Raw genomic sequence first — 25,399 nt, 5'->3', positions numbered from 1 at the left:
GCTATTTCTCTACCGTCAATCATTCTGTAGATATATGTATTTATTTAATAATTGGTGATTGGTAAATGGTATGTGGTAAGGCAGCAATTAGAGTTTTTGGGTGGCGATCGCAAATGACAAATAACGCATGACAAACGAGCGATTAAATCAAAAACCGAATTGTAACGTATATAGCAGCAGCTATTAATTGGACTGCCATTATGGGTAAACCATATTTGAGAAAGGTTTTAAATGAAATTCGCCGTCCGTGTTGTTCGGCAATTCCGGCAGCAACTATGTTAGAAGAAGCTCCAACCAAAGTTCCGTTTCCACCTAACGTTGCACCAAACATCATGGCGTAAAACAGAGGCAATACTTCCGCTGGCAATTCTCCTGTAAAACTTTTTTCTAGAATTGCTGGCGATGCTAAACCAATATTAACTACATACTGTTTGAGTAACGGAACCATTGCCACAACCAAAGGAATGTTTGGCACGACGCTAGAGACTATACCAACAAAAAAGAGTAACGCTAGCGAACCTAAAGCAATATTTTTCCCTAAAATTGCTGCTAGAACACCAGAGAGGCTAGTTACGACTCCAGTTTTCTCTAGTCCACCAATTAAGACAAAAATGGACATAAAGAATATTAACGTACTCCAATCGACATCTCGCAAAATATTATTAACTGTATCAATTTTGCTATGATGCGACAGTAACAATGCTAAAGCTGCACCTAATAAAGCTACCGCAGCAGGAGAAATTGGAATTGGCAGCATTTCCCCAATAACAAAAAATATTAAAACGCCAGCGATTAAAACAATTCCTAATGTTAAAACTTGAGGATGATTGATTTTTGGATGGGGAAGATGTTCTAAATCTTCTAAATCTTTATGCCAAATTTTACGAAATAGAAATGGTAGCATTGCAACCACAGTAATAACTGCAACAACTCCACCTAAGCTAAGGCGCGTGAGGTAATCAACAAAGCTGACGTTTACAGCATCTCCGACAATAAATGTGGCTGGATCTCCTACCAATGTTAGTAATCCGGCACTGTTGGCTACGAATACCATTAAAATGAGTAGCGGTACGAAGTTTACCCCTACTTCCTCCGCAATCGGAGGAATCAGCGGTGCTAGTAACATAACTGTTGTAGCATTGGGCAAAAAAGCGCAAATTGGAGTTGTAATTGCCACAATTCCCAGTAGCAAGCGCTTACCTTGTCCTTTAGCTAAAATAACAATTTGGGTGGCTAAGTATTCAAAAACCTTTGTAGGTTCAAATGCTCGTACCAACACCATTACGCCAAAAAACAAAGCAATAGTAGAGTAGCTATTACCAATATAGCCAATTGCTTCATTTAGTGTTAAAACATTTGTAAAAACAAGAATTAATGCTCCTAAAAATGCCGCGATAGTCAAGTGTATCCATTCTGTCATCACGAAAAAGATGACACTAAGGAAAGTAATAGTGCTAGCGATCGCCTGCCAGTTTTCCATATTATTACTACTGGTTTGATTATTGATTATTTTAGCCAAAGTTGTAGAGCTTTACATCCATGCAAAACTCTACTAATGCACCCGATATTTACTGGTAGTTAACTACATTCTGGTTAAGGTAATGAAGCGATCGCATCTGTCGGCGCTGAAACTACAGCAGCCCTATCTGATGCTTGAAATTCAAGTGTAGTAGAGTGGGCGTTGCGCGTCTGACAATTCTTCAAGGCGAATTGCTTTATTTTTACCAGTGATTTTTGTTGGATTTTCATCTGCTATTTTTCAGTCTCTTCAAGTGCAGGTACAACAGGCTTAACAGTACGAGCCTTGGAAGCTGAACCAAGCAGAACATTATTGATAATGTTGCTTATTTCAGTCTCCTCTCAATGCCTACGGAGTTAGCTGACGGGCTAGAACTGAGAGATGTTCTTCTTGTCAAGGATGAATTATGAAGCTCTGAACTCGATACTCGTTCTTGCTAATTCATCTTTAAACCAGATAAGCCCCAGATTTTGGTTCCTCCGCTCCAGTTTTACTAACGATTTGAACTCCTCAACACAGACACCACTGGATTAGGCTAACTGTTTTCAAACTATTGAAGAGAAATTTAACATTCTTACTCAAATTCGTCAAATTATTCCGGGTAGCGTGCAATTTTTGCAGACAATTACAATAACATCAAGCCAAAATTTTCAGCAGATGAATCGATCCGCTATTAGTGTCGAAAAGCTTTCCAGCTATCTCTACGGGGCAGAAATGCGGACAAACCACTCGCGAACTCGCACCATAGCATCGCTTGTCGAAGTATCGAACGATAGAGTGGTTACACCATCTGGTAGGTTCCTATAAACTGAAGAATGCCATGCCTATCTCTATGCGTGCTTGAAGTGATGCAAGATTTCAGTCAACTGCTGCTCGATAAAAGCGATACGATTTTGAAGGACTGGATTGCTGCCATTCGTGCAGATGACCAAATTGAAACAGCTAACGAGCTGCCGTACAAATCTTTGCAAGACAGCATACCGCGCGTAATTCAAGCGATGGCAACAGTGCTTTCTCAATCGCAAGATAGCGATTTGAAGACACTAGTAGAGGTGAGTTTAGAACACGGTGTCCTCAGGGCAGAACAAGGATATGAGGCTGGGGAAATTGCCCGGGAGTATCGAATTCTGCGTCATGTTATCTTCTCTACCATTGAGGCAAGCTTGCAAACAAGCTCAGCGTTAGAGGTGATTCGTGCTTTTCGGTTAATTGATACTGTCATTGATGAAGCGATCGCCCGCTGCTTTAAAAGCTACACCGAGCAACGACTGGCAGAACTACAACAGCTACAAAGTCAACTGACACTCAACAATCAGGAATTAACGCGGCTGGTGCGGGCGAATCGCGAAAATCTCTCCCATCTCGCCCACGAACTGAAAACTCCTTTGACTTCAATCATTGGCTATGCCGATCTATTTTTGCGCCTACAACGAAAAGACAAAGTTGAAGTCAAAGATAGCTACGCCAATATAGAACATATCGAACGGGTGCTAAGCGGTGGTAGGCACTTACTACACCTGATTAACGATGCTTTAGAAATCTCGCGATACGAAGCAGGGCAAATGCAACTCCAGCCTGCAACAGTCGAGATTCGCGAGTTAGCAAGCGATCTTGTTGCTATGATGCAACCTGCGGCACAAGCGAAGGAACTCAAATTGATCCTCGATCTAGCATCAGCCCCAGAAAAAGTTGTGACAGATTCGTTACGATTGCAGCAAATTGTGACAAATCTGATTAGTAATGCGATTCGCTACACGCCAGATGGAAAGATTTTGGTGAAATGTTGGACGCTCGATCGCGAACGATGGGCGATCGCAGTTGCCGATACAGGCGTGGGAATTGCGCCAGAAGCACAGCAGCGCGTGTTTGAACCCTATTTTCAAGCCGGAACGATCGCCATACCCAACAGCACGGGTTTAGGGCTGGCGATCGTTTCGCGCTTAGTCAAGCTGTTGCAGGGAAAAATTGAACTAGCCTCTGAGGTTGGAGTTGGTTCGACATTTACAGTGACTTTTCCGCTAAAAGTTAAGACAAATTCACACTCTGCGAGCGATAATTGATAATTTATTATTTTTGACTGTTAAGCTAAAATCATCTTAGTTAATTGTCATTGATTAAGAAATATTAGACAATTGCTAAAACTTTCTATTGTTGAGCCAATTTTCCTCAAAATTTTTAAATTAATAATTGCGTTCGCTTAGCAGAAATAGGCAAAAGTATTTATGCCGCTCTGAGTGTAACTACAGAAGAAATAAAGCTAAATAGTTAAAGCGAGCCGTTATTTAATTATGGGTGTAGCTATTAAAGTATGCTCTAATCGCTTAAATATAGAGTATATTTTAATTGACTAGGTTGCTATAAAAAAGCATGAGGAACTCAAAAATGAAACTTGACCGTCGTTATTTATCTTTTGGACTCGTCTTACTATTACAAACAATCTGGCTAGCTCCAGTTGGCTCGGAACCACTAAAATTGCGGAACTCAGAACTAAAATTAGAGCGATCGCAAATGCTCATAGCGAAAAAGCTTACATTAGCGTCAGGAACTAAACTGCAATTAGAACTAGTGGGACTTTAAAACTTTCTAAGCCCAAATATAGCCGAACTTAGCTCTGTGAGAGGCAAATACATCAACATGCTCATTAAGCCAGCGGACCAAACGAAACTCGACTGCGGTGCGGAATGCCTCCAATGCTTCGGCAAAGGTTTGTAAGGGTTTGGTTGCCCAACGTCTGCGGGAATCCGCCGGTCAACTGATGCCAAAGGATGAAGGTGTAAGCGATGAACACTAAAACCCAATGACGCTTCATACTCAGAGCATCCCGAACTTGATACTCACTCAAACCCAACCAGCCCTTGGCTTCTCGATAGAAGACCTCCACCCAGTTGCGAGCAGAATATGTTTGAGCTACCCAAGCCGCACTGACTTGGTTGTCAGAGGCATTGGTGAGAAAGTAATCCACCTCCGTCGCTTGCTCGAAACTAGAGGCATTGAGTTGAATCGCCAGCCAGCGAGTGCCTTCGAGCTTCGGAACGTGAACTGGTAACAGCGCCACCCAAACTGTCCGGGGCTGCTCCAGATTGAGTTGCACAGGTGTGAACTGCTCCACTGCCAAGGTTTGAGCAATAGCTTCTAATCCCTGCTTACGAGCAGACTCATCACCTGATGTTTGAGCAGTAACTTGGCGGTTTTGGCGATTGCTGCCACGTAAGTTAGGTTTCTCGACTCCAACTGCTTGAGAAAAGGCGTGTTATTACCGTAGCCTGCATCAATTACAGTCACACCCGGTCGATAACCGCGCTTCAAGCATTGGTCAACCAAGTCTAGAGCCAGGTCAGGTTTTTCTGGAAGTTGGGGTCTGCCTTGCCTTGCTCGAATAAACTTGCGTGTTGATAGAGTGCAACATCTAACGGCAGGCGTCGCACTCCATCATACAAGTAGGTAGTCAGCAGCACAATACCATTGTCAGTCTTGCCAATCTCCCCAATGTACTGCCGTCCTACCCCATCAGTAGCCGCACCACTTTTGCGATGTCCCGAATCATCTACAATCAATGTGAAACCTTGACTCGGGGTCGTCTGGCGACACTGGTGCATCACCTCCAACCGCCGATTATTTAGCTTGACTTCATCCCAAGGGGCATTGTTGAGAAAATGTCTGAGGCTGTTGTAGGAGCCATCTACTGTATTTGTGACCAGTTGGCTCAGGTTTTTGCGCTGACTCTCACCCAGCAGTCCCCCTAGATAAACACGAAATTCCTGCCGCTGCTTCTGACGCGAAAATACATCATCAAACCGACGACACCAGTTCTCAAAGCACTGCGGCATCGCTGCTGGTACTTGATCTTTCACCTTACGTTGCTCCTGTCGAGACTGACGTAAAACGCAACTCCTACCCGCATTCTAGCTCAATTTGCTCCATCTTTCTTACAAAGTCCCACTAGCTGAAGAACTTAGCTCAAAAACAGCACAAGAGGGAGATATTGTTGTTTAATATGCAGCAACAAATGTCCTCTCACCAACCAAAGAAATTTTGATTAAAAAAGGAGCGCGAGCAACTGGAAAAGTTACTGAAGCAAAACGCGCTCGCATGTTTGGTAAAAAAGGACAATTAAACTTTACTGTGGAAGAAATTGAAGCAGTGGATGGTACTAAAATTCCGTTGCGATCGACCGTGGAGAAAAATGGTAAAGGTCGGGGCGCAACTATGGTAGCAGTGGCAGCACTTGTCAGTGTATTTGGCGTATTTATTAAAGGCAAAAATATCACCGTAAAACCAGGTACGTTAGTAGAAGCCTACGTAGATTATGACACGGTAGTTGAGACAGCCAGTCGCGCGCTATAAGGAAGTAACAGCAGATTCGTGGGGCGCGTTGATTAACGCACCCTACCAGCTATTGTATCCAGCCCCAGCTTTTGTCTTGTCCTGTAAATAGAGTCGAGAGATCGCTGTTATTTTGAGTCAATTTCAAGCTCAGATTATGAATAGCTTGTTGCTCAGACTTGAGTTCTAGCAGTTTCATAAATACATTAAACTCTTGCTGATAACTGGGTTTTTCTAAAATTCTTTGATATACAGCTCTCAATTCTTTTTCAATAATTTGTTGAGCTTTAGCATCATCTTTAATCGGCTCTAACTGTACTTGAATTGACTTGAGTTCTTCTCGCAATACTTGTGTTTCCTTAGAAATAGGCAATCGATTCAGCATATTAGCAAGCTTAATTTGAGCCTGTTTTGCCAACGGCTTATTTTGAGTCTGTTGATACTGCACTTTAGGGGGATTAGTAGTATTTGAACTAGGTGAGTTTGGGGCTTCTGTTATGGGTGTAAACAGTGTCAAGCTAGAAAAGAAAACTCCACATACAATACACATAATATGATTTTTGCCTAGGAGATTAGCAGATTAAGTATATACGTACATAGTTTAACGATTGAATTCATTTTATAGGTGAAGAACGCGCAAAGACAGACAAAAAATCATTAAATTTCGATTAACTATTACGAGTTTTCACGCAGTTTTATGCAAGCTTTACAAACCATTGAAATATGAGGATTCCATTTAATTTCCAAATAATAGAAGGGCGATCGCTCTCCGGTTAACCGTTAACTGTCAACCGTTAACTGTCAACTGTCATATTTTCAGTAAGGGACAAAGAATTGATATGCTAGAAGGCTGGAAGCTCAAAGATTGAAACCATGCCTGCGTCGTCTACTGCAACCGTTACCAGTTTTCCCTTAACTGCTGTCGTGGGACAAGAAGCCATTAAAATAGCCCTGCTGCTAGCAGCCGTCGATCCTGGTTTGGGAGGAGTCGCGATCGCAGGTCGTCGCGGTACGGCAAAATCAGTCATGGCGCGGGCAATTCATACCCTTTTACCGCCGATTGAAGTTGTTAAAGGTTCTTTTTGTAACTGCGATCCCAATCGCCCTGAAGAATGGGACGACGAACTAAGTAGAGACGTTACATGTAACGTCTCTACAGAGGGTAACGTCCCTACAGAAGTGATTCCCGCACCATTCGTACAAATTCCCTTGGGAGTCACAGAAGACCGACTTTTAGGTTCGGTAGATGTAGAACAATCGGTCAAACAGGGAGAAACCGTATTTCAACCAGGACTGCTGGCACTTGCCCATCGTGGCGTGTTGTATGTCGATGAAATTAACTTACTCGACGACAGTATTAGCAACCAACTGCTGACGGTTTTAACCGAGGGACGCAACCAAATCGAACGGGAAGGAATTAGTTTTGGGCATCCCTGTCAGCCTTTATTTATCGCTACGTATAACCCAGAAGAAGGAGCGTTACGGGAACACCTGCTCGATCGCATCGCGATCGCTCTTTCTGCGGATGGCGTGCTAGGTCTAGACGAACGAGTACAAGCAGTAGAACAGGCGATCGCTTACACCACCTCACCGCAGCAGTTTCTCCAGCAATACGCCGAAGATCTCGACAATCTCAAAACTCAAATTATCTTGGCGCGAGAGTGGCTCAAAGACGTACAAATTACCCACGAGCAAATTGCCTATTTAGTTGATGAAGCGGTACGCGCCAGAGTTCAAGGACACCGCGCCGAACTCTACGCCGTGCGAGTCGCCAAAGCCGCCGCTGCTTTAGAAGGCAGAACCACAGTTACAGCCGAAGATTTGCGTCGCGCTGTAGAATTAGTCATCGTCCCGAGAGCAACAGTCGTACAAACTCCACCCGAAGAACCACCAGCCCCACCACCTCCTGCACCCCAAAACCAAGACGAGCCCGAAGATGAGTCTAACCAGGAACAGGAGGAGCAAGAAGAGAAGGACGAACAGGAAGAACCTGAAAACGAGCAAACACCGCCCAACATTCCTGAAGAATTTGTCTTTGATGCCGAAGGTGTAATTCTCGACGACAGCGTGCTTTACTTCGCACAGATGGCACAGCGGCGGGGGAAGTCCGGCAGTCGCAGTTTAATTTTCTCCGAAGATCGGGGACGATACGTCAAACCGATGTTACCTAAAGGTCCCGTGCGACGAATTGCAGTAGATGCCACGTTAAGGGCAGCTGCACCCTATCAGAAAGCACGGCGGGAGAGGCAGGGAGCACTTAGCAGGGAGCAGGGAGCAGGGGGGAAAAGAGCTGGGGGAGCAATTCCAGCCCCTAACCACCAGCCACTAGCCACTAGCCACTCTCCCGACACCCGACACCCGACACCCGACACCCGCCAAAAAAGAGTTTTCGTCGAGCAGGGAGATATTCGCTCGAAGCGGCTCGTCCGCAAAGCGGGAGCGTTGATCGTGTTTGTAGTTGATGCTTCTGGTTCGATGGCGTTGAATCGGATGCAATCGGCTAAAGGGGCGGTTTTTCAACTGTTAACAGAAGCATATGAAAATCGCGACCAAGTGGCATTGATCCCGTTTCGTGGCGAACAGGCAGAGGTGTTGTTGCCTCCTACCCGTTCGATCGCTTTGGCGCGTAAGCGATTGGAATTGTTGCCTTGTGGTGGTGGTTCGCCCCTAGCGCATGGTTTGACGCAGGCGGTACGGGTGGGCATTAATGCTCAGATGGCGGGAGATATCGGACAGGTAGTAATTGTGGCAATTACCGATGGACGAGGAAATATTCCTCTGGCGCGATCGCTAGGCGAACCCTTACCTGAGGGAGAAAAACCCGATATCAAAAAAGAATTACTAGAAATCGCCGCTAGAATTCGCGGATTGGGAATACAACTGTTAGTCATCGACACTGAAAATAAATTTATCTCTACAGGTTTTGCTAAAGAACTAGCTCAAACTGCGGGAGGAAAATACTACCACCTACCAAAAGCTACTGACTCCGCGATCGCTGGTGTTGCTAAAAGTGCAATTAATGCCATTAGGAATTAGGGAGCAGGGAGTCGGGGAAGAGAGCTGAGGGAGCTGTGGAGGCTGGGGGAGCAATTACAAGTCACAAGTCACAAGTCACAAGTCACAATTCAACCCTACACCCTACACCCCACACTTCCCACACCCTATTAACTACTAGCCACCAGCCACTGGTTCCACTAGTCACTCACTTTTAACTAGATTTAACTTCTATCTGCTAGCAATCCAGATATATTAAGAGGATTGTGTAGCTATTTGTGGCTGCTTATGTATAAAGTACGCGACCCAGCTACCAAGTATGCCATATATGTAGCTACGGCAGTCTTGGTACTGGGTTTTATCATTACGCTCGTCCGCAACGGAATACAAATTCTTGCTGATGTTACTTTCTGGTTGGGTTTGTATGGCTGGTTGGCTGCTGGGATCGTTGTTGGCTATATAGTTTATCTGGGGCTGCGAATTTTAGGATGGCGCTCTTCAGAAGAAGCGGAGCCAAATGTCACGGATACTTCAGGGATTATCTATAGAGCGATCGCTCCAACCGCAACTGAAAGAGGAACTGAGGCGATCGCCACTCGTTCTAAAATCTCGGCGGGCGAACTTCCACCCTGGGAAGTTGCCGATCTCCCCGCACCGCCGCCATTTAGTTTTAATAATGCAATCGCTCTCATTGGACCTGGAGCAATTCTCTTGGGGACTTCGATTGGAAGCGGCGAATGGCTGCTGGGTCCAGCAGTGACGGCTCAGTATGGTGGTTTTATGTTGTGGATTGCCACGACTTCGATTATTCTCCAAGTCCTCATGAACATGGAGTTTATCCGCTATACCCTTTACACGGGCGAACCGATCTATACGGGTTTTATGCGGACTAAACCAGGACCCCGCTTCTGGGCAATTTTTTATTCTGTCCTGGCGTTTTTGCAACTAGGATGGCCTGGGTGGGCTTCTTCGGCGGCTACGGCTCTGACTGCGATGTTTGTTGGCGATATTCCTGGACCGGAACACGCAGAAACGATTAAAGCATTTGGTTTATTCTGGTTCCTATCTACAGTGGCGATCGTTGCCTTTGGAGCCAAAATTGAGCGGACGATGGAAGTCGTGCAATGGTTTTTTGTTGGGGCAATCCTCCTGTTCTTAATTGTCATTGCCCTGGGTTTTACTGCACCCGAGACTTGGGGTCGAGCGGCAACGGGTTTTCTCCGCTTCGGCACAATTCCGCCTAATGTTGATTGGCTGAAAGTGGGAGGCTTTGCGGCTTTTGCTGGTGCGGGAGGAGTCTTGAATGGAACGCTGAGTAACTGGTTTCGCGATAAGGGATTGGGTATGGGGGGCGTAGTGGGATACATTCCGGCGCTGATTGGCGGTCGCCGGATGTCTCTGACTCCCACGGGTAAAGTCTTTCCTTTAACCACCGAAAACAAGAAGCGTTGGCGCGAATGGTGGAAGTATGCCATTACCGACCAATATGGTGTGTGGGTGCTGGGATGTTTCTTAGGAATGGGACTGCCAGCCTTGTTGACTTTGCAGTTTATTCCGCCTGGAACTCGCTTTGACAACCAATTTGCGATCGCGGTCTATCAAGCTCAATACCTATCGCGGGAAGATACCACTAGCATTATGTGGTTTATTACTCTGTTGGTAGGCTTTTGGATTCTCTACAGTACCCAACTTGGCATTACTGATGTCTTTGCGCGTATGGTGACAGATATGGTGTGGTCGGGCAGCAGCCACATTCGCGCTTGGCGAGGGGGAGATATTCGTTTTGTTTACTACAGCATCCTCTCTTTGTTTACTCTGTGGGGAGTTTTTATTCTCTTATCAGGAATCAAGCCCTTTTTCTTAATTCTCCTGAGTGCGAACATTGCAGGCTTAAATTTTGTCTTTCTAGGTTTGCACGCTCTCTATGTCAATCGCAAATTTCTCCCTGCCGAATTGCGCTCGCCGCTATGGCGAGAGGCGATCGTTTTACTCTCTGTCGTGTTTTTCGGTTTTTTCTTCTGCCAAGCCTTACCGAGTATTATCGGACAGTTTACCCAAGGAGAATAATGTATCTTTCTGAACTAAGTAGTTGTCTGCTCTATTAAGATCGATCCCTTACAAATTGGGAAATATCATGACTCAAATTGGTTCCAACCCGCGCCCATCCAAAATTTCGCCTGCTTTATACCGATCTGCTCAACGTCCCGTCCGACTCTGGCAAGGGCATTGAAATGACGGCTAATGGAGAAATTAGTTTCTTCGAGTCCTTTCGACCCATTCAGCAATCGGAATACAATATAGTGCGATCGCGCGATTACAACCTCAAACAAGTTCCCGTGGCGCTAGGAGGTATTGCCTTCTAAAGGCATCCAGGGGTAAGGTTCCTATCCACTGATTCGCCGGATCTTCGTAGTTTATCGCGAGGATGGCAGTTTAGATGAAGTGGCTGGAAGAGCATACGCTAACCTGCTGCTATCCACAGAATGTCAAAAACTCGTCGATCGGGCGGGTGTACCGATTCGGTGAGTCATTTATCAGTAAAGAACGGGGGGTGGGGTGTAGTGAGTGGTGAGTGGTGAGTGGTGACAGTGACCAGTGACCAGTGACCAGTGACCAGTGAAGAAAGGGTGTGGGGTGTAGGGGAGCCAGTGCGGTGCGGAGGTGGCGCTATCGCGGACTTCGTCGCCCTCCGTTGAAGCAACTGGCGCTATCAGGGTGTGGGGTTGACTTGTGACTTGTGACTTGTGACTTGTAATTGCTCCCTCAGCTCCTCAGCTCCTCAGCTCCCGATCGCTCCCTCAGCTCTCTTTTCCCTGCTCCCTATAAATTTTACGCAAATAAAATTAGGTGCATTATGTCGCAAAATCATCCTTTACCCCGTTTGATTCTCGCTTTTGTAGCTGGATTTTTATCAGTTTTACTATTTCATCAACTGGCACTATTGTTGTTACACAGTATTGGTTTTGCACCTGCTAAGTTAACAGCTTATGCAATGAAGGCAACACAACCTTTCGGTATTCCCCGCGTCTGGTCGCTTGCTTTTTGGGGTGGAGTTTGGGGAATTGTATTGGTTTTATTTGTTTCTTTTTTTCGGCAAGGGTTGGGAATTTGGGGGACAGCACTTCTGTTTGGCGCGATTGCGCCTAGCCTTGTCAGCTGGTTCATTGCCATGCCCCTAAGAGGGGAACCTGTGGGCAGTGGCTGGCAACCCAACGGGATTGCTACAGCCTTAATTCTCAACGGCATTTGGGGTTTAGGTACAATTTTGCTTTATCGCTTAATTTCCTTAAGCGTACTCGGTCGCAAGCGCCGCAGCACCAACGGTTTAGAGTCGGGAAAACGAGAAAGAATTCGCCACTAGAAGTCAGTTGTCAGTTGTCAGTTATCAGTGTAGAGACGTTGTAACGTCTGTACAAAGTTGTCAGTGACTCGCGAATGCGCGACTTGCGAATGCGTGACTTGTCCCCACACACCACTTTTCTCATGAAAGTTCATCAAACTAAAATCATTTGCCGTGTCTGTGGTTATGATGACAATCCTGGTAATGCTAGTCATTGTCAGCGTTGTCACTCTACTTTAAACCGCAGTTTTACCGAGTCCGCCAAAAATTCTCAAACTAAAAACTCGTCTGCTTTTCCCTGGTCGGTCATACCGCTGATTGCGTTATTGTTGGGAACGGGTGGTATGTACTGGTTCTACAGAAGTCATACAACTGCTACTTTGAAAGATAAACCGAGTGCAGTTGTTACGCCCACAAAACAACCGCTAGTAAAACAGCCTCCAGCAACAGCATCCAATACTGCGGATATTCAATCCTATGCGTCGATGCAGGATGTTCCTAATGTTCCTACAGGTGTGTTTAATTATGGCGGCGCAGCCTGTTTTGCTGCTATGACTGCCCACGGAATGCACTCTAATATTGCTAAAGTTCATCCAAATTTCCGTCTACGCTACACCGAACCACCGCTTAACGTTCCGCCAGGTTGTAGTACGGGGATCGGTATGTTGCTTGATGGCGAACTCAGTTTTGCTCAAAATGGTCGCTCTGTGTCAGATGCAGAGTATCGCAAAGCTAAAGAACGTAACTTTACTCTGCAACAAGTGCCAGTGGCAATTGATGGCATTGTATTTTTTACCCACCGCAATGTTCCCTTACCTGGACTGTCGGTGAAACAACTTCAAGATATTTTCCTGGGCAAAGTGACTAACTGGAAACAGGTAGGGGGACCCAATCGAGCGATCGCACCCATTTCTCAAGACCCCAAGGTTCACGCTACGCTCAAATTACTGCTAAGCGATCGCATCAATAATTTGGGTCGTAATGTCAAGATCGTGCGCGATTACACCACAGCCATGCGACGAGTTGCTGCTACCCCGGGGGCGATCTCTTACAGTTCGGCTTCTATTGCTGCCGGACAGCGATCGATTCACCTGTTGCGCATAGCTAGAGGTAGCTCTAAAAATTACGTTTCGCCTGTAGTTGCAGGCGAGCGCGTCAATGTTGCTGCCCTGCGAGATGGCTCGTATCCCATGACTCGCCGTCTCTTTATCGTCATCCGCCGCGACCGGACTCCTGACGAACAAGCAGGAGTTGCTTACACCAACTTGTTACTTTCCCAGGAAGGTCAACAAATCGTTGAAAAAGCTGGATTTGCAGCGATTCATTAAAACTTATTTGCAAAACATATTTGCAAGTCGCATGGCGACTTGCAAATATTCTCTCCTCAACTTATGGTCACGGGATGGCTGACAACCGCATTGTACAAATAGCCTTTAGCATTGAAAGGCACTGAAGCTGGTTGGGTATTGCCTTTAGTATCTGTAGCCTTTGCCTGAAGCTGATATTTACCAGGACGAGCATTCCAATCTACATCCCATCTCACCCAAGCTCCATCAAGGTTAGGCTCTCGGAGTCGTGCCGCTTGCCAGGTTTTGCCACCATCAAGGCTTACCTCAACTTTGGCAATTTTACCGCCAGCAGACCAAGAACGCCCTCGTAATAAATGTTCTCCTGCGGGCATCTTGGCATCCCAAGCTAGCTCGAAAGCACTTTTGATATTTTGCGCCGTGATAATCGTGCCTTTAGCAGGGGGATTGGGTTGATAGTCGGAGCCGATTAAGACATAACTTTCCGTGTTCCAAGTGGAAAACAGAGGTTTTTCTGAAACTTCAATCCGCCCTACCCATTTAATACTAGCCGCACCCAGCCAGCCTGGAACGAAGGCACGGATGGGGAAACCGTGGTCGGCTGGTAGAGTTTGCCCGTTCATCGCATAGACGAGCAATGTATCTTCCTCTAATGCCTTTGCCAGGGACATCGGACGGCGAACTTTCTTTTCGTCTAATCCTTCTGGCATTACGTCTTTTGCGGTGCGTTTGACTCCTGCGAGTTGCAGAACCTCCCGCAGAGGTACGCCCGTCCATTCTGCTACACCGATTGCGCCCAGTTTCCACGGCGCTCCATCAGCTTTTTTTCCCTGGACGGATTCAAAAAAGCTGCGACCGTTACCAGTGCACTCTAGCGCTCGAATCACTGAGACTGAGGGCAGAGAAAGGAGTTCGTCATAAGTAAACTCTCTCGGACGAGACACTCCAGATCCTTCAACCCGCAAGCGCCACGTCTTCCGGTCGATTTTAGGGGTAGCCGTGTGGTTGCGGACGTAGAACAGCTCGTTGGGAACTAGATAGCCTCGGTCGTACATGGCTTCCCAACGCATTTCTTGTTGAATGCCTTTGTAATCGTAAAAAAGTTCTGGAGGAACTGGTTTAACTACCTCCCCAGCAGCTAGAGCAGGTTCTTCTAGCCGTAAGCGTGGTAAACCGCTACCAATTGCTATTCCCGCACCGACAGTCATAAATTGCAGGAATTTCTTGCGCGACATACCTAAAGTTTTCGCTTTCTGCCAGGCAAATTCATCGGCTCTAGCTTGCTGGTAAACTTTTTCGACTAGCAGATCGTCTTCTGTCATGCCTTATATCTCCAGCCGAGTAAATAAGAACAATATAAAGCTAATTGGCAAATTTTCAAGTAAACAAACAGTTAAGATGGCAAATGAAACTTCTGAAAAACACTGGGAATTTAAATATAGCTATTTCGCTAGATAACAGATTAGTTTTAATGTAGTAATTCCAAACTGAGACGGACTTATACCAGTTCTTTGCAACTATATGCCACAGACTATATGTCACAAAGATATGCCGCAGCAGATCCCCTAACTCTCCTTGTAAAAAAGGAAACTAGTAAAGATCGACTTTTGTACAAAAATCAAGAGAATTAGTATTGGTGTTAAGACTATCATCGATCGCCGATTAGTTACTGGTCATCGACCAAATATGAATCGTACTAAAAGCGTTTTTTAATTAGATATTTTATGACTCAAATAAGCATTGTATTTATGCCTTAGCTGTAAAACTCGAACAAAGACCTACAAAGTCAAGACGCGGAATTTTGCGCCTCCGTAACCTTGACATTTAAGTAAAAGCTTATATATTCTGTTATTTAAGTAAATGCTTATATAAAGTATGAGTAGACCCGCGGCGGGTGGAGATATTTTTCAGGCGATCGCCGATCCAACGCGACGAGCGTTGCTGGATCGGTTGCGTGACGGCGAACAACCAGTCAAACAACTGGCTCAACCTTTTGCCATGTCTCTACCTGCCATCTCTCAGCATTTGCAGGTGTTGTGTGAAGTAGGCTTAGTTACCCAACGGCGGGAAGGAAGGCAGCGCCTCTATCAGTTAAATCCTGCACCTTTAAAACAGGTGTCGGAGTGGGTGTCGCATTACGAACAGTTCTGGCAAGAGAAATTAGCCGCTCTCGGTGCATATTTGGAGGATAACCCATGCTCAGAGGATTAAAGACCAAAGTTTTCTATCCTTACTCGCCGCAGCAAGTCTGGCGGGGACTCACCGAGAGGCGATCGCTTGCCGCATGGTTGATGGAGAATGATTTTGAACCGCAAATCGGTCATAAGTTTCAATTTCGCACCCATTCCCTACCAGGTTTAGATGGTGTCATCCGCTGCGAAGTGCGGGAAATTGACGCACCAAAACGACTTTCTTATACTTGGCAGGATAGTTATATGAGTCAGCCTTCAATTGTAATTTGGACGCTGACACCTGTTGATGGCGGGACGCAACTTCAGCTAGAACACCGCGAGTTGAGTTACGCAACACCTCAGTTACAGGAGGTACGCATTTGTAACCAGAGATCTCGATCCCCCCTAACCCCCCTTAACAAGGGGGGGTTAGATGTCCCCTTTTCAAGGGGGTTGGGGGATCTCAATGCAGTGCCTCAAGCTGTAGAGGCGATCGCACCAAGTTGTACGTTTTCATCTACGCATATTGGTGTTTTTCAAATTTCCGCAAGTGTCATTTTCCATTCTGTGTTGAATGGTGCTTGGAATGACAAGCTCGATCGACAATTGCCTAATGTTTTGGCAAGCTTTTTTTGACAATCGCGAGTCACTAAATTCGACTATCTATCACTCTCATCGCCGATCGAGTCATTACAAATTTAGAGTTTTAACTATACGCCTCAACGCAAGATTTAAGCTTGAACTAGGAGGTTATAAAAATGAGTTTTTTTGAGCGATCGCATATTTCTTTTTTTTCTCAAATTTCAGATAGTCGAGAGTTGGATTTCGATATCTACTCTGGCTTGTTAGCTAGAAGAGTTATCTTTTTGAAGGGTGACATTACAGAAGAAATAGCTAATTCAATTGTGGCACAGATGCTATTTCTCGATGCGGAAGATTCAGGACGGGATATTTTTCTATATATTAATAGTTCAGGTGGTTCAGTTACGGCTGCATTGACTATTTACGATACAATGACTCAAATTCGCGCCGATATTTGTACTGTCTGTATCGGCACAGCAAAGGGAATGGCTGCTTTCTTACTTTCTTCCGGCACTAAAGGGAAAAGATCGGCTTTACCAAATGCCCGAATTGCGATCGCACAGCCATTAGGTAACATTCAAGGACCAACTAGCGATATTGAAGTCGCAGCTAGAGAAATTGCGCATTTAAGAGAAACAGTTAATCGCCTACTCGCTGCTAATACTGGTCAGTCAATAGAACAAATCAAATTCGATACAGAACGAGACTTTTATCTCGACGCTGAAGCAGCAAAAAATTATGGATCGATCGATTGTATCATTCAAAAAAACCCTGCGTAATTAATGGGCGATCGGTAATGGCTCATTGGTAATGGGTAATTGGTGGGTGGTGATTTATTTTGCCTTTTAACTTTTGACTTTTGACTTTTCCATTCAGGAGTAAATATGAAAATCTTAGTTATCGGAGGAACGAATTTTATTGGTCCTCCCGTAGTCAGGCAATTGTCCGCAATGGGACATGAAGTCACCGTTTTCCATCGGGGAAAAACAACAGCAGAGTTACCCAACGGTATACGACATTTACTCGGAGATCGCTCCGATCTTACCCAGATGAAAAGCGAATTCGAGCGTCTTTCGCCTCAAGTTGTCATCGATATGTTTCCCTATACTGAGGCAGATGCGATCGCGCTAATGAATGTATTTCAGAATATTGCAGAGCGCGTTGTTGCTATTAGCAGTATGGATGTCTATCGCGCTTATACAGTATTTCTGCAAATTGAATCAACTCCAGTTGAGTCGGTTCCCCTAACTGAAAATTCAGCCTTGCGCCAGCAACTACATTTATTTCGGGAAATGGCTGAAAGACCGCTGAACGCTCCGGCAGATTATGAAAAGATTTTGGTCGAACGGGTAGTGATGAATTATCCCGATTTACCTGGTACAATTGTACGGTTGCCAATGGTTTACGGGACGCAAGATCCTCTCAACCGTCTATTTTCCTACTTAAAGCGAATGGATGAAAACCGTCCGGCGATCGTCTTGCCAGAAAGCATAGCTCAATGGCGCGGTTCCTATGGGTATGTAGAGAATGTTGCTTACGCGATCGCTTTGGCAGCTACAAACGAACGTGCTAAGGGACGCATTTATCATGTTGCAGATGCAGAAGTTTTAACCGAGGCAGAAAGACTGAACAGAGTTGGACGAGTCGCAGGCTGGCAAGGCAAGATTGTTACTGTCGCCAGAGAACATTTACCTACAGACTGGAACCTACCATACAACACGGCTCAACACTGGCTGGTAGATACCACTAACATTCGGCAAGAACTCGGTTATAGCGAAGTTGTCCCACTAGAGAAGGCGCTAAAAACAACAATTGACTGGCAGCGATCGCATCCACCAACAGAAATTTCTCCGTGGACTGGAAAAGAATTACTAGACTATGCTACTGAAGATAAAATTTTGAAAAGTATTTAATATCAATTGTAAGGTGGGCGTTGCCCACCCTACACACTAATTTTTTATGAAAGCCTTAGAAGCGTATAATCTCAAAAAAACTTTCCGTCGGAATCAACAAAATGTACCAGCAGTGAAGGATGTTTCCTTAACCATCTACCCAGGAGAGATATTAGCTTTTCTTGGTCCCAATGGTGCAGGTAAAACAACTAGCATCAAAATGATGGCGGGTTTAATTCAGCCTGATTCTGGTTCGGTGAGAATTGTAGGTAAAGATCCTCAACGCAATGCTTCAGCGTTACAAAACCTGGGTGCAGTTTTAGAAGGGAATCGCAACCTTTACTGGCGATTGACTCCAGAGGAAAATTTAGAATATTTTGGCGTATTAAAAGGACTAACTCGACGCGAAGCACGTCTTGCCGGAAGAGATCTTTTAGAAAGATTTGACTTATTAGCCAAGCGACATACTCCAGTAGAGCAACTTTCACGGGGAATGCAACAGAAATTAGCATTTGCTGTAGCTTTAGTTCATCGTCCTAAACTTTTATTATTAGATGAACCAACTTTAGGATTAGATGTAGAAGCAACTGAGGATGTAAAAATTCTCGTCCGCGAAATTGCTGCTACTGGTTGTGCTATCTTGCTGACAACTCACCAATTACAAATAGCAGAAATTTTATCAGACCGAATTGCTATTATTCAAAAAGGCGAGATTTTGGCAGAAGCACCCACACAAAAATTGATTCAACAATTTTCTGGTACAGCTTACAAGATTGAAATGGAAGCCGCTTTAGATGAAACAAGAATGTTAGAATTAGAAACAATTGGTTTAGAGATTGAATCCAGAAGATTTATTTACATCGATCGCCCGGAATTAATCTATAAAATTTTTGCTATTCTCCAGCCTTTACCAATTCAATCTGTAGTGAAAGAACAAGCTAATTTAACAGAAATATTTTTACAGATTGTGAAACAAGGTAATAATATTAATGATTGAGTTATTTTTGCAGAATTAAAACGAACTTGGATTTTACAACGTCGCTATCCAATAGAAGTTGTTGGTATTATTATAGTTACTGTTTCGATCTTTTACGGATTGTTTTTGAGCGCTCGTTATGTTGCTGGGGCGAGTTTTCAATTAGGCGATCGCCTCGATTCAATAGTTATTGGCTACGTGCTTTGGAGCTTAGTTTTATTTGTTATGGGCAACGTTGCTAATAGAATTCAGTACGAAGCTCAAACTGGCACGCTCGAACAACTTTTTTTATCTCAATTCGGGGCAGTCAAAGTATTTTTAATTCGATCGCTAGCAGCGATAACGTTGCAATTAGCTTTTGTTTTGAGCATTTTATTAACTATAATGCTCTTAACTGGCAGCCGTCTCGATTTTCCTCCAGTTTTGATTTTACCTCTCATGACTGTATTAATGGGAGCGAATGGAATTGCTTTTATAATTGGAGCTTTAGCTTTATTATTTAAGCAAGTAAGCCAATTACAAGTCATATTTCAATTTGGCTTATTATTTCTCCTAGCTACTCCCATAGAAGCATCGACGGGATTGGCACGGGTTTTAGCAAATTTATTACCAATCGCTCCCAGTGCAGGAATATTACGAGCTTTGATGGCACGCGGAGAAAGTCTAAATTTAACTTACATAGAGATCGCTTTCATCAATGGAGTCGTATATTTTGCTCTAGGGATAGGACTATTCCGACTAGCAGAACGCCAAGCAAAGAAACGCGGAATTCTAGGCGGATATTGAGGAGCGAGGAGCAAGGAGTGAGGAGTGAGGGGAAGAAGAGAGCTGAGGGAGCGCAAGGTTGCGCTCGGGAGCTGAGGGAGCAACTACCAACTACCCATTACCCATTACCCATTACCATCAACTAACAATAACTTGGTTGCGAACAAAGAACTTGCTTCATCGTTTGCAATAATTCTTGGGCAGTGTAGGGTTTTGCTAAAAAGGCTTTTACTTCTATGTCTGTCATTCCATGGAATTTGTCTTGAGCGGCTAAACCACTAGTGGCAATAATTTTAGTTTGGGGATTGAGTTTTTGTATAGTACGAATTGTGGTAATACCATCCATTGCAGGCATTAACATATCAATTAAGATTAAATCTATGCGATCGCGGTGTTCGGCGTAGGTGGCGATCGCCTCAATTCCGTCACTAGCAGTGACAACTTTATAATTAAAAGTCTCTAGAGAAGTTTTTGTCGCCTCGCGCACGCCAGCTTCATCATCCACAACCAAAATCAACTCGCCGTTCCCATAGGGCGTGTCTTGTTCTGTCTGCCGATAATATTCTACAACTGCCACTGCTGGCAGGTAGATCTGAAATTCCGTACCTCTACCGAGTTCGCTCCAAACTTGAATAAATCCATTGTGACCTTTGACAATACCCATGACAGTGGATAGTCCCAGTCCCGTGCCTTTACCGAGTTCTTTGGTCGTGAAAAATGGCTCAAAAATTCTTTCCTGGGTTTCCAGGGACATTCCCTGACCTGTATCTCTTACGGTAACAACGATGTAGGAGCCAGCTTTTGCCTCCAAGTTCATCCTGGCGTAGTGTTCGTCTGCTGTAAAGTTTTCGGCAGAAATTGTCAACACTCCACCATTGGGCATGGCATCGCGAGCGTTGACGCAGAGATTCATTAAAACTTGATGCAGTTGAGTCGCATCCCCAGAGACAGACCACAAATTAGAGGCAATGTTAGTTTGGATCTCAATTGATTTTGGAAAAGTTTGTTTGGCAACTTGGCGAATTTCTGATATTAAATGCTTGATTTGTAAGTTTGTATATGTCCCTTCTAAACCCCGTGCAAAAGAGAGTACTTGTTTGACTAGAGCCGCACCCCGTTTGGCATTGGTAATCACGATTGGCAAAAGTCGCTGACTGCGCTCGTCGTGCATCTGAGATTCCAATAGCTGAGCCGTCATCAGAATTGGAGCTAGGACATTATTTAAGTCGTGGGCGATGCCACTGGCAAGAGTACCGATACTTTCTAAACGTTGAGCGCGTAAAAATTGAGCTTCTAACAGTTTTTTCTCAGTAATGTCAGTATTGACGACAAGAATAGACTTAGGCTGAGCGTGGCGATCTCGTACTAAGGTCCAACGACTGTAGACGACAATTGGTTTCTCATTTTTAGTGACTTGATGTAACTCACCTTGCCAAGTGTCTGTTTGCTTTAAAGCTGAGTGAATCTCTAGCAGCTGATCGACGAGACTCTCGTTGTAGATTAACCAGTTAGGATTTTGCCCGATCGCCTCTTGTGCTTGCCAACCGTAGAGACGTTCTGCTCCCTTGTTCCAATATAAAACTTTGTCATCCAGCGATCTAACGATAATGGCATCGGTGGCGACATCGAGTAATTCGGCTTGGGCGCGGATTTGTTGCTGAGTGTGCTGGCGTTCGAGGGCGTAGCGAATAGAACGTTCTAGTAAAGGTGCGCTCAACTGAGTTTTTTCCAGATAGTCGGCTGCTCCTGCCTTCATCGCTTCGATATCGATTTCGCGATCGCCTTTGCCCGTGAGTAAAATGATGGGTGCGGCACAACCTTCAGCTACAGCAGCTTGAAGCAATTCTAAACCATTGCGATCGCCCAAACGGTAGTCGAGCAAGTAAATGTCATGTTGACACTGGGCGATCGTCTCGATTGCCTCGTCATAAGAACTTACCCAGTCTAAATCGAATGTCGTGCCTTGAGCTGCTGCCAACCAGTCCCGCGTCAAAACATAATCATCCTCGTCGTCATCAACTAAAAGTACTTTGACTCGCTCAGTGTCCATGTCCGTTTCCCACCGATCGCAGTGGTAGTTCTACAATTTCAAACCAATATTTGCCGATAGTCCTCATAACCTCTACCAAGGAGGCAAAAGTGACTGGTTTCGTGATATAGGAGTTAGCGCCTAATTCATAGCTACGATAAATATCTTCTTCTGCTTTGGAAGTTGTCAATACCACTACTGGTATATGTTTTAACTGCGGATCTGCCTTAATTTCCCGTAGTGCCTCGCGTCCGTCTTTCTTGGGCATGTTGAGATCGAGTAAAATCAACCCTGGACGAGGGGCAAGCTTCAGGTCAGTATATTGACCGCGCTGATGTAGGTAATCCATTAATTCCTCGCCATCGCGCACGAGATAGAGATCGTTAGCCAAGCGACTTTCTGCCAGCGCTTCTCTTGCTAACATGCAATCGTCTTCGTCATCGTCAGCCATGAGAATTGTGACAGTGGTGCGTCGCCCTTTCACTCCGAGTTATCTCCTACGAGTTGTTTAATTGGCAGAGTAACACTAAATTTAGCTCCTTGCCCTGGACTACTTTGAGCTGTAATATTGCCCTGATGTCGTTCGACAATTTTACGGCAAATTGCTAGTCCGATTCCTGTACCCTCGTATTGACTGCGACTGTGCAGGCGTTGAAAGACATTGAAGATCCGATCGAGATACTTTTGCTCAAAACCAATACCATTATCCTCCACCACAATTTGGCATGATGTGGCGATCGCCCCATCTGTAACTAGTTGTTGTTGGGAATCAAATAGTTGGCTGGAAAGCTGAATCACTGGAGGCGTATCTTGTTTGTGAAACTTCAGTGCATTGCTCAAGAGATTTTGTAATAACTGCTGCATCTGTACTGGGTCGGCATCAATTTTAGGTAGGGGACTAACTTCCACCTTACCCCCAGTCTGCTGTATCCTCACCTCTAGATCGGATAATACTTCTTTTACGACTCGATTGAGATCGACAGTTACAAAAGGTTGCGCTTTAGTCGTGACGCGGGACAGCATTAAGAGATCGTCAATCAGAGTTTGCATCCGTCCGGCTGCATTCTGCATTCGCTCCAAGGAATCGAGTCCTTGCTCGTTGAGAAGATCTCCACAACTAGCTTTCAAGCGGTTGCCAAAGGCTTGAATTTTGCGTAGTGGCTCTTGCAAGTCGTGGGAAGCAACTGAGGCAAATTGTTGCAGTTCCGCGTTAGAACGGGCTAGTTCTTGCGCGTAGCGAGTTTCTTCGGCTAGCATTTGAGCTTGGGCGAGAGCAATGCCGATTTGATCGCTCAGTTGCCGTAATAATTCGGTTTCAAAACTGCTCCAAACACGGGGACTACTGCATTGATGGGCAATCAGCAAACCCCAGAGTTCTCGCTTGAGGAAAATCGGCACGACGAGATTAGCTCGGACTCCAAATTGTTGTAGAAGTGCTTTGTGGCAAGCGTGTATCTCTGCTTGCTCGACATCGTGAATAGTACTGATGCGCCCTTGTCGGTATTTCTGAATGTATTCCTCTCCAAAGCAAGGATCGTAGATATGTTGTCCGCAAATTGCTGGATAGCCGTTGACTACGGCTTCCCGCACGACATTTCCAGAACCATCCAACCATAAGCGAAAAATAATCACCCGATCTGCTCGGAGAAACTTTTGAATTTCGTTGACGGTAGTTTGGAGGATCGATTCTAGTTGGAGCGATTGACGAATTTTCAGGGTAATTTCGGCAAACAATTGCGATCGCAAATTTTGACGTTGTAGTTCTGCTGCAGCTTGTTTGCGTTCGGTGATGTCGCTCCCAATCCCCAAAAACCCGGTAATCTTACCGTCAGCATCGTACATGGCACTAATTGATAGTAAGACGGGGAAGCGGCTGCCATCTTTACGAATGTAAGTCCATTCTTGTTCGGTTGGTTCTCCCCGTCTTGCCTTAGCAACAAACACCTCAAATCCAGGTTCGATTGTAACTCCCAGCTCTTGGGTTAATTCTCGCGCCCGACTGACGACTTCTTCGCGATCGTGAATAATTACGGGTGTAGTTTTACCGACAATTTCTGAGGCGGAATAGCCCAATAATTTCTCGGCAGCAGCATTAAAAGTGAGGATTGTACCGTCAGTAGTGGTAGAAATTATCGTATAGTTAGCGCTATTGAGAATCGCTTGTTGCAACTGCATAGTTTGTTGCAGTTGAGTTTCCATCCGCTTGCGATCGGTGATATCGCGTGTAAAGCAGCGCGTGTGAATAAATTGCTTGTCTTTCCAAAAAACGTTAGAGCTGATCGATACATCCCGGGTAGAACCATCTTTGCATAGCAACCGTGCCTCGTAGTCGCACAATGTCTCGCCAGCATTGAGGCGTTGCAGAATATCATCGATCGCTTCTCGATCGGCGTGAAATTTGGCAATGTGTTGTCCGACGTACTCTTCGCGAGTGTAACCGAGCAGATTTAATTCAGCTTGGTTTGCCCAGACAACAATTCCATCTGCTCCTACCCAGTGTATGCCGACGCTGGCATTTTCTAGAAAATCAGACAGTTCCTGTTCTCGCGTACGGGCGATCGCTTCTAGGCGTTTGCGCTCGTTAATGTTTTGAAAATAGACTGATATGCCATCTTTAGCAGGATAGGCATGAACGGCAAACCAAGTATTGAGCGGGGGATAGAATTCTTCAAATGCGACTGCAATTTGTTGCGCTCTGACTTGGCGATATTCTTGGTCAAAAGTAGAACCCACTGCTGCGGGAAACTCATCCCAAATACTTTTACCAATTAACTCTGCTCGCGTTTTTTGTAGAAATACTTGGGCGTGTTGATTGATGTAGGTAAATCGCCACTCATTATCTAAGGCAAAAAAGCCATCGCTGATACTTTCTAAAATATTGGTAACTTGTTGGCGCGATGCTTGGGCTGCGTCCGTAGAGGCGCGTAATTCTGCCATCGTCCGGCTAGCTTGTAATAAATGCCGTACTCGCTGCCGTAAAACTACGTCGTTAATTGGTTTGGTAATAAAATCAGTTGCACCCGCATCAAAAGCGAGTTGGAGCGATTCTGCATCATTAAGCTTGGTCACAATTAGTATTGGCACGCGCTCGCCATCGGGAAGGTTACGCAAGTGCCGACAGCAGGCAAACCCATCCATCACGGGCATGACAGCATCTAGCAATACGAGACTGGGACGAAACTGAGTGTAAGCCGATATTGCCTGTTCGCCATCATTCGCTTCTACTACCTGATATCCAGCCTGCTCCATCACGCGGCGCATTTGCTGCCGTATGAGTTTGTCGTCGTCTACAACCAGAATCGCAGTAGCATTGAGAATGGGGGCGTTATCCATAGCTTACGCCTAAACTAAATTACTTTGGCGTTCTAATTGACAGAGCTATTTATACTCTATTAAATCTTGAATTCGTCATATTTGAGCGATCGCCGATGCGACACCTACCCTAAGACTGATGATTTCCTTTTTATTCCTGTAATCGATGCTACAAATCATAAAAAAGCC

General features: G+C 45.1%; 21 protein-coding genes, 1 pseudogene and 1 riboswitch. Of the genes and pseudogenes, 14 read left to right on the top strand and 8 right to left on the bottom strand.

The features are described from left to right. Nucleotides 1–142: 142 nt before the first annotated feature. On the bottom strand, nt 143–1,480 hold the full coding sequence (locus N4J56_RS02950; RefSeq protein WP_317105076.1) for an ArsB/NhaD family transporter: 1,338 nt from the start codon (nt 1,478–1,480) through the stop codon (nt 143–145). Between the two features lie 113 nt (nt 1,481–1,593). Then, entirely contained in the window at nt 1,594–1,749 is a 156-nt protein-coding gene (locus N4J56_RS02945) for a hypothetical protein (RefSeq protein WP_317105075.1), read from the bottom strand. Nucleotides 1,750–1,850: 101 nt separating this feature from the next. Next, nucleotides 1,851–2,065, bottom strand: a riboswitch (cyclic di-AMP (ydaO/yuaA leader). Nucleotides 2,066–2,367: 302 nt separating this feature from the next. Between N4J56_RS02945 and N4J56_RS02940 the strand changes: the two genes are divergently transcribed. Further along, nucleotides 2,368–3,579: a sensor histidine kinase gene (locus N4J56_RS02940; RefSeq protein ID WP_410500408.1), complete on the top strand. Its 1,212-nt coding sequence runs from the start codon at nt 2,368–2,370 to the stop codon at nt 3,577–3,579. 322 nt (nt 3,580–3,901) lie between these two features. Beyond that, nucleotides 3,902–4,096 carry a hypothetical protein gene (locus tag N4J56_RS02935; protein ID WP_317105073.1) on the top strand — a complete coding sequence of 65 codons (195 nt, stop codon included), beginning with the start codon at nt 3,902–3,904 and terminating at the stop codon, nt 4,094–4,096. 6 nt (nt 4,097–4,102) lie between these two features. Here the strand turns inward: N4J56_RS02935 and N4J56_RS02930 are convergent. Further along, a pseudogene (locus tag N4J56_RS02930) lies at nt 4,103–5,370 on the bottom strand (IS701 family transposase). Nucleotides 5,371–5,551: 181 nt separating this feature from the next. On the opposite strand from N4J56_RS02930, the gene N4J56_RS02925 reads away from it, so the two are divergent. Continuing rightward, nucleotides 5,552–5,863, top strand: coding sequence for a hypothetical protein (locus N4J56_RS02925; RefSeq protein WP_317105072.1), 312 nt, complete (start codon nt 5,552–5,554; stop codon nt 5,861–5,863). 49 nt (nt 5,864–5,912) lie between these two features. On the opposite strand, the gene N4J56_RS02920 is transcribed toward N4J56_RS02925, so the two are convergent. Beyond that, nucleotides 5,913–6,290, bottom strand: a complete 378-nt coding sequence (locus tag N4J56_RS02920; protein WP_317105071.1) for a hypothetical protein — start codon at nt 6,288–6,290, stop codon at nt 5,913–5,915. A gap of 425 nt (nt 6,291–6,715) precedes the next feature. Here N4J56_RS02920 and N4J56_RS02915 point away from each other — a divergent pair, with 425 nt between their 5' ends. The 5 genes from N4J56_RS02915 (at nt 6,716) to N4J56_RS02895 (ending at nt 13,504) form a co-directional block, all read left to right on the top strand. Continuing rightward, the gene (locus tag N4J56_RS02915) at nt 6,716–8,878 is read left to right on the top strand and encodes a magnesium chelatase subunit D family protein (protein ID WP_317105070.1); all 2,163 of its coding nucleotides are present in this window, start codon (nt 6,716–6,718) and stop codon (nt 8,876–8,878) included. Between the two features lie 246 nt (nt 8,879–9,124). Beyond that, complete coding sequence (locus tag N4J56_RS02910; protein ID WP_317105069.1) at nt 9,125–10,903, top strand: Nramp family divalent metal transporter; 1,779 nt, start codon at nt 9,125–9,127, stop codon at nt 10,901–10,903. 77 nt (nt 10,904–10,980) lie between these two features. Continuing rightward, entirely contained in the window at nt 10,981–11,199 is a 219-nt protein-coding gene (locus N4J56_RS02905) for a hypothetical protein (protein WP_317105068.1), read from the top strand. Between the two features lie 491 nt (nt 11,200–11,690). Next, the gene (locus tag N4J56_RS02900) at nt 11,691–12,197 is read left to right on the top strand and encodes a hypothetical protein (RefSeq protein WP_317105067.1); all 507 of its coding nucleotides are present in this window, start codon (nt 11,691–11,693) and stop codon (nt 12,195–12,197) included. Between the two features lie 122 nt (nt 12,198–12,319). Then, nucleotides 12,320–13,504 (top strand): PstS family phosphate ABC transporter substrate-binding protein, encoded by a 1,185-nt coding sequence (locus N4J56_RS02895; RefSeq protein WP_317105065.1) that lies wholly within the window; start codon nt 12,320–12,322, stop codon nt 13,502–13,504. A gap of 56 nt (nt 13,505–13,560) precedes the next feature. Here N4J56_RS02895 and N4J56_RS02890 read toward each other — a convergent pair whose 3' ends face one another. Further along, nucleotides 13,561–14,805: a sulfite oxidase gene (locus N4J56_RS02890; protein WP_317105064.1), complete on the bottom strand. Its 1,245-nt coding sequence runs from the start codon at nt 14,803–14,805 to the stop codon at nt 13,561–13,563. A 553-nt stretch (nt 14,806–15,358) separates the two neighbouring features. On the opposite strand from N4J56_RS02890, the gene N4J56_RS02885 reads away from it, so the two are divergent. The 6 genes from N4J56_RS02885 to N4J56_RS02860 all read left to right on the top strand — a co-directional run bounded on the left by N4J56_RS02885 (nt 15,359) and on the right by N4J56_RS02860 (nt 19,890). Continuing rightward, a complete protein-coding gene (locus N4J56_RS02885; protein WP_317105063.1) occupies nt 15,359–15,694 on the top strand; it encodes a metalloregulator ArsR/SmtB family transcription factor in 336 nt (111 codons plus the stop codon). Beyond that, a complete protein-coding gene (locus N4J56_RS02880) occupies nt 15,679–16,290 on the top strand; it encodes an SRPBCC domain-containing protein (protein ID WP_317105062.1) in 612 nt (203 codons plus the stop codon). The genes N4J56_RS02885 and N4J56_RS02880 overlap by 16 nt, the downstream gene beginning before the upstream one ends. Before the next feature lie 122 nt (nt 16,291–16,412). After that, nucleotides 16,413–17,015: an ATP-dependent Clp protease proteolytic subunit gene (locus tag N4J56_RS02875; RefSeq protein WP_317105061.1), complete on the top strand. Its 603-nt coding sequence runs from the start codon at nt 16,413–16,415 to the stop codon at nt 17,013–17,015. 105 nt (nt 17,016–17,120) lie between these two features. After that, nucleotides 17,121–18,149 carry an NAD-dependent epimerase/dehydratase family protein gene (locus N4J56_RS02870; protein ID WP_317105060.1) on the top strand — a complete coding sequence of 343 codons (1,029 nt, stop codon included), beginning with the start codon at nt 17,121–17,123 and terminating at the stop codon, nt 18,147–18,149. Between the two features lie 46 nt (nt 18,150–18,195). Beyond that, on the top strand, nt 18,196–19,125 hold the full coding sequence (locus N4J56_RS02865) for an ABC transporter ATP-binding protein (RefSeq protein WP_317105059.1): 930 nt from the start codon (nt 18,196–18,198) through the stop codon (nt 19,123–19,125). Nucleotides 19,126–19,230: 105 nt separating this feature from the next. Further along, nucleotides 19,231–19,890: an ABC transporter permease gene (locus tag N4J56_RS02860; RefSeq protein ID WP_317105058.1), complete on the top strand. Its 660-nt coding sequence runs from the start codon at nt 19,231–19,233 to the stop codon at nt 19,888–19,890. A 121-nt stretch (nt 19,891–20,011) separates the two neighbouring features. Here the strand turns inward: N4J56_RS02860 and N4J56_RS02855 are convergent, their stop codons facing one another. The 3 genes from N4J56_RS02855 to N4J56_RS02845 are packed head-to-tail and all read right to left on the bottom strand — an operon-like array spanning nt 20,012 to nt 25,231. Then, complete coding sequence (locus N4J56_RS02855) at nt 20,012–21,919, bottom strand: response regulator (RefSeq protein WP_317105057.1); 1,908 nt, start codon at nt 21,917–21,919, stop codon at nt 20,012–20,014. Continuing rightward, entirely contained in the window at nt 21,909–22,382 is a 474-nt protein-coding gene (locus N4J56_RS02850; protein WP_309476507.1) for a response regulator, read from the bottom strand. The genes N4J56_RS02855 and N4J56_RS02850 overlap by 11 nt, the downstream gene beginning before the upstream one ends. Further along, a complete protein-coding gene (locus tag N4J56_RS02845; RefSeq protein ID WP_317105056.1) occupies nt 22,379–25,231 on the bottom strand; it encodes a PAS domain S-box protein in 2,853 nt (950 codons plus the stop codon). Before N4J56_RS02845 ends, N4J56_RS02850 begins: the two co-directional genes overlap by 4 nt. Between the last annotated feature and the right edge of the window lie 168 nt (nt 25,232–25,399).

This window comes from Chroococcidiopsis sp. SAG 2025 (assembly GCF_032860985.1).
Lineage (GTDB): Bacteria > Cyanobacteriota > Cyanobacteriia > Cyanobacteriales > Chroococcidiopsidaceae > Chroococcidiopsis.
Note: the sequence above shows the minus strand (reverse complement) of the source record. Positions and strands in the feature narration are given on the sequence as shown.

What these genes read in the sequence shown, in the direction of transcription:
- N4J56_RS02950 (WP_317105076.1), bottom strand. Translation starts at nt 1,480, where the DNA reads ATGGAAAACTGGCAGGCGATCGCTAGCACTATTACTTTCCTTAGTGTC.
- N4J56_RS02945 (WP_317105075.1), bottom strand. Translation starts at nt 1,749, where the DNA reads ATGAAAATCCAACAAAAATCACTGGTAAAAATAAAGCAATTCGCCTTG.
- N4J56_RS02940 (WP_410500408.1), top strand. Translation starts at nt 2,368, where the DNA reads ATGCAAGATTTCAGTCAACTGCTGCTCGATAAAAGCGATACGATTTTG.
- N4J56_RS02935 (WP_317105073.1), top strand. Translation starts at nt 3,902, where the DNA reads ATGAAACTTGACCGTCGTTATTTATCTTTTGGACTCGTCTTACTATTA.
- N4J56_RS02915 (WP_317105070.1), top strand. Translation starts at nt 6,716, where the DNA reads ATGCCTGCGTCGTCTACTGCAACCGTTACCAGTTTTCCCTTAACTGCT.
- N4J56_RS02910 (WP_317105069.1), top strand. Translation starts at nt 9,125, where the DNA reads ATGTATAAAGTACGCGACCCAGCTACCAAGTATGCCATATATGTAGCT.
- N4J56_RS02900 (WP_317105067.1), top strand. Translation starts at nt 11,691, where the DNA reads ATGTCGCAAAATCATCCTTTACCCCGTTTGATTCTCGCTTTTGTAGCT.
- N4J56_RS02895 (WP_317105065.1), top strand. Translation starts at nt 12,320, where the DNA reads ATGAAAGTTCATCAAACTAAAATCATTTGCCGTGTCTGTGGTTATGAT.
- N4J56_RS02890 (WP_317105064.1), bottom strand. Translation starts at nt 14,805, where the DNA reads ATGACAGAAGACGATCTGCTAGTCGAAAAAGTTTACCAGCAAGCTAGA.
- N4J56_RS02885 (WP_317105063.1), top strand. Translation starts at nt 15,359, where the DNA reads ATGAGTAGACCCGCGGCGGGTGGAGATATTTTTCAGGCGATCGCCGAT.
- N4J56_RS02880 (WP_317105062.1), top strand. Translation starts at nt 15,679, where the DNA reads ATGCTCAGAGGATTAAAGACCAAAGTTTTCTATCCTTACTCGCCGCAG.
- N4J56_RS02875 (WP_317105061.1), top strand. Translation starts at nt 16,413, where the DNA reads ATGAGTTTTTTTGAGCGATCGCATATTTCTTTTTTTTCTCAAATTTCA.
- N4J56_RS02870 (WP_317105060.1), top strand. Translation starts at nt 17,121, where the DNA reads ATGAAAATCTTAGTTATCGGAGGAACGAATTTTATTGGTCCTCCCGTA.
- N4J56_RS02865 (WP_317105059.1), top strand. Translation starts at nt 18,196, where the DNA reads ATGAAAGCCTTAGAAGCGTATAATCTCAAAAAAACTTTCCGTCGGAAT.
- N4J56_RS02855 (WP_317105057.1), bottom strand. Translation starts at nt 21,919, where the DNA reads ATGGACACTGAGCGAGTCAAAGTACTTTTAGTTGATGACGACGAGGAT.
- N4J56_RS02845 (WP_317105056.1), bottom strand. Translation starts at nt 25,231, where the DNA reads ATGGATAACGCCCCCATTCTCAATGCTACTGCGATTCTGGTTGTAGAC.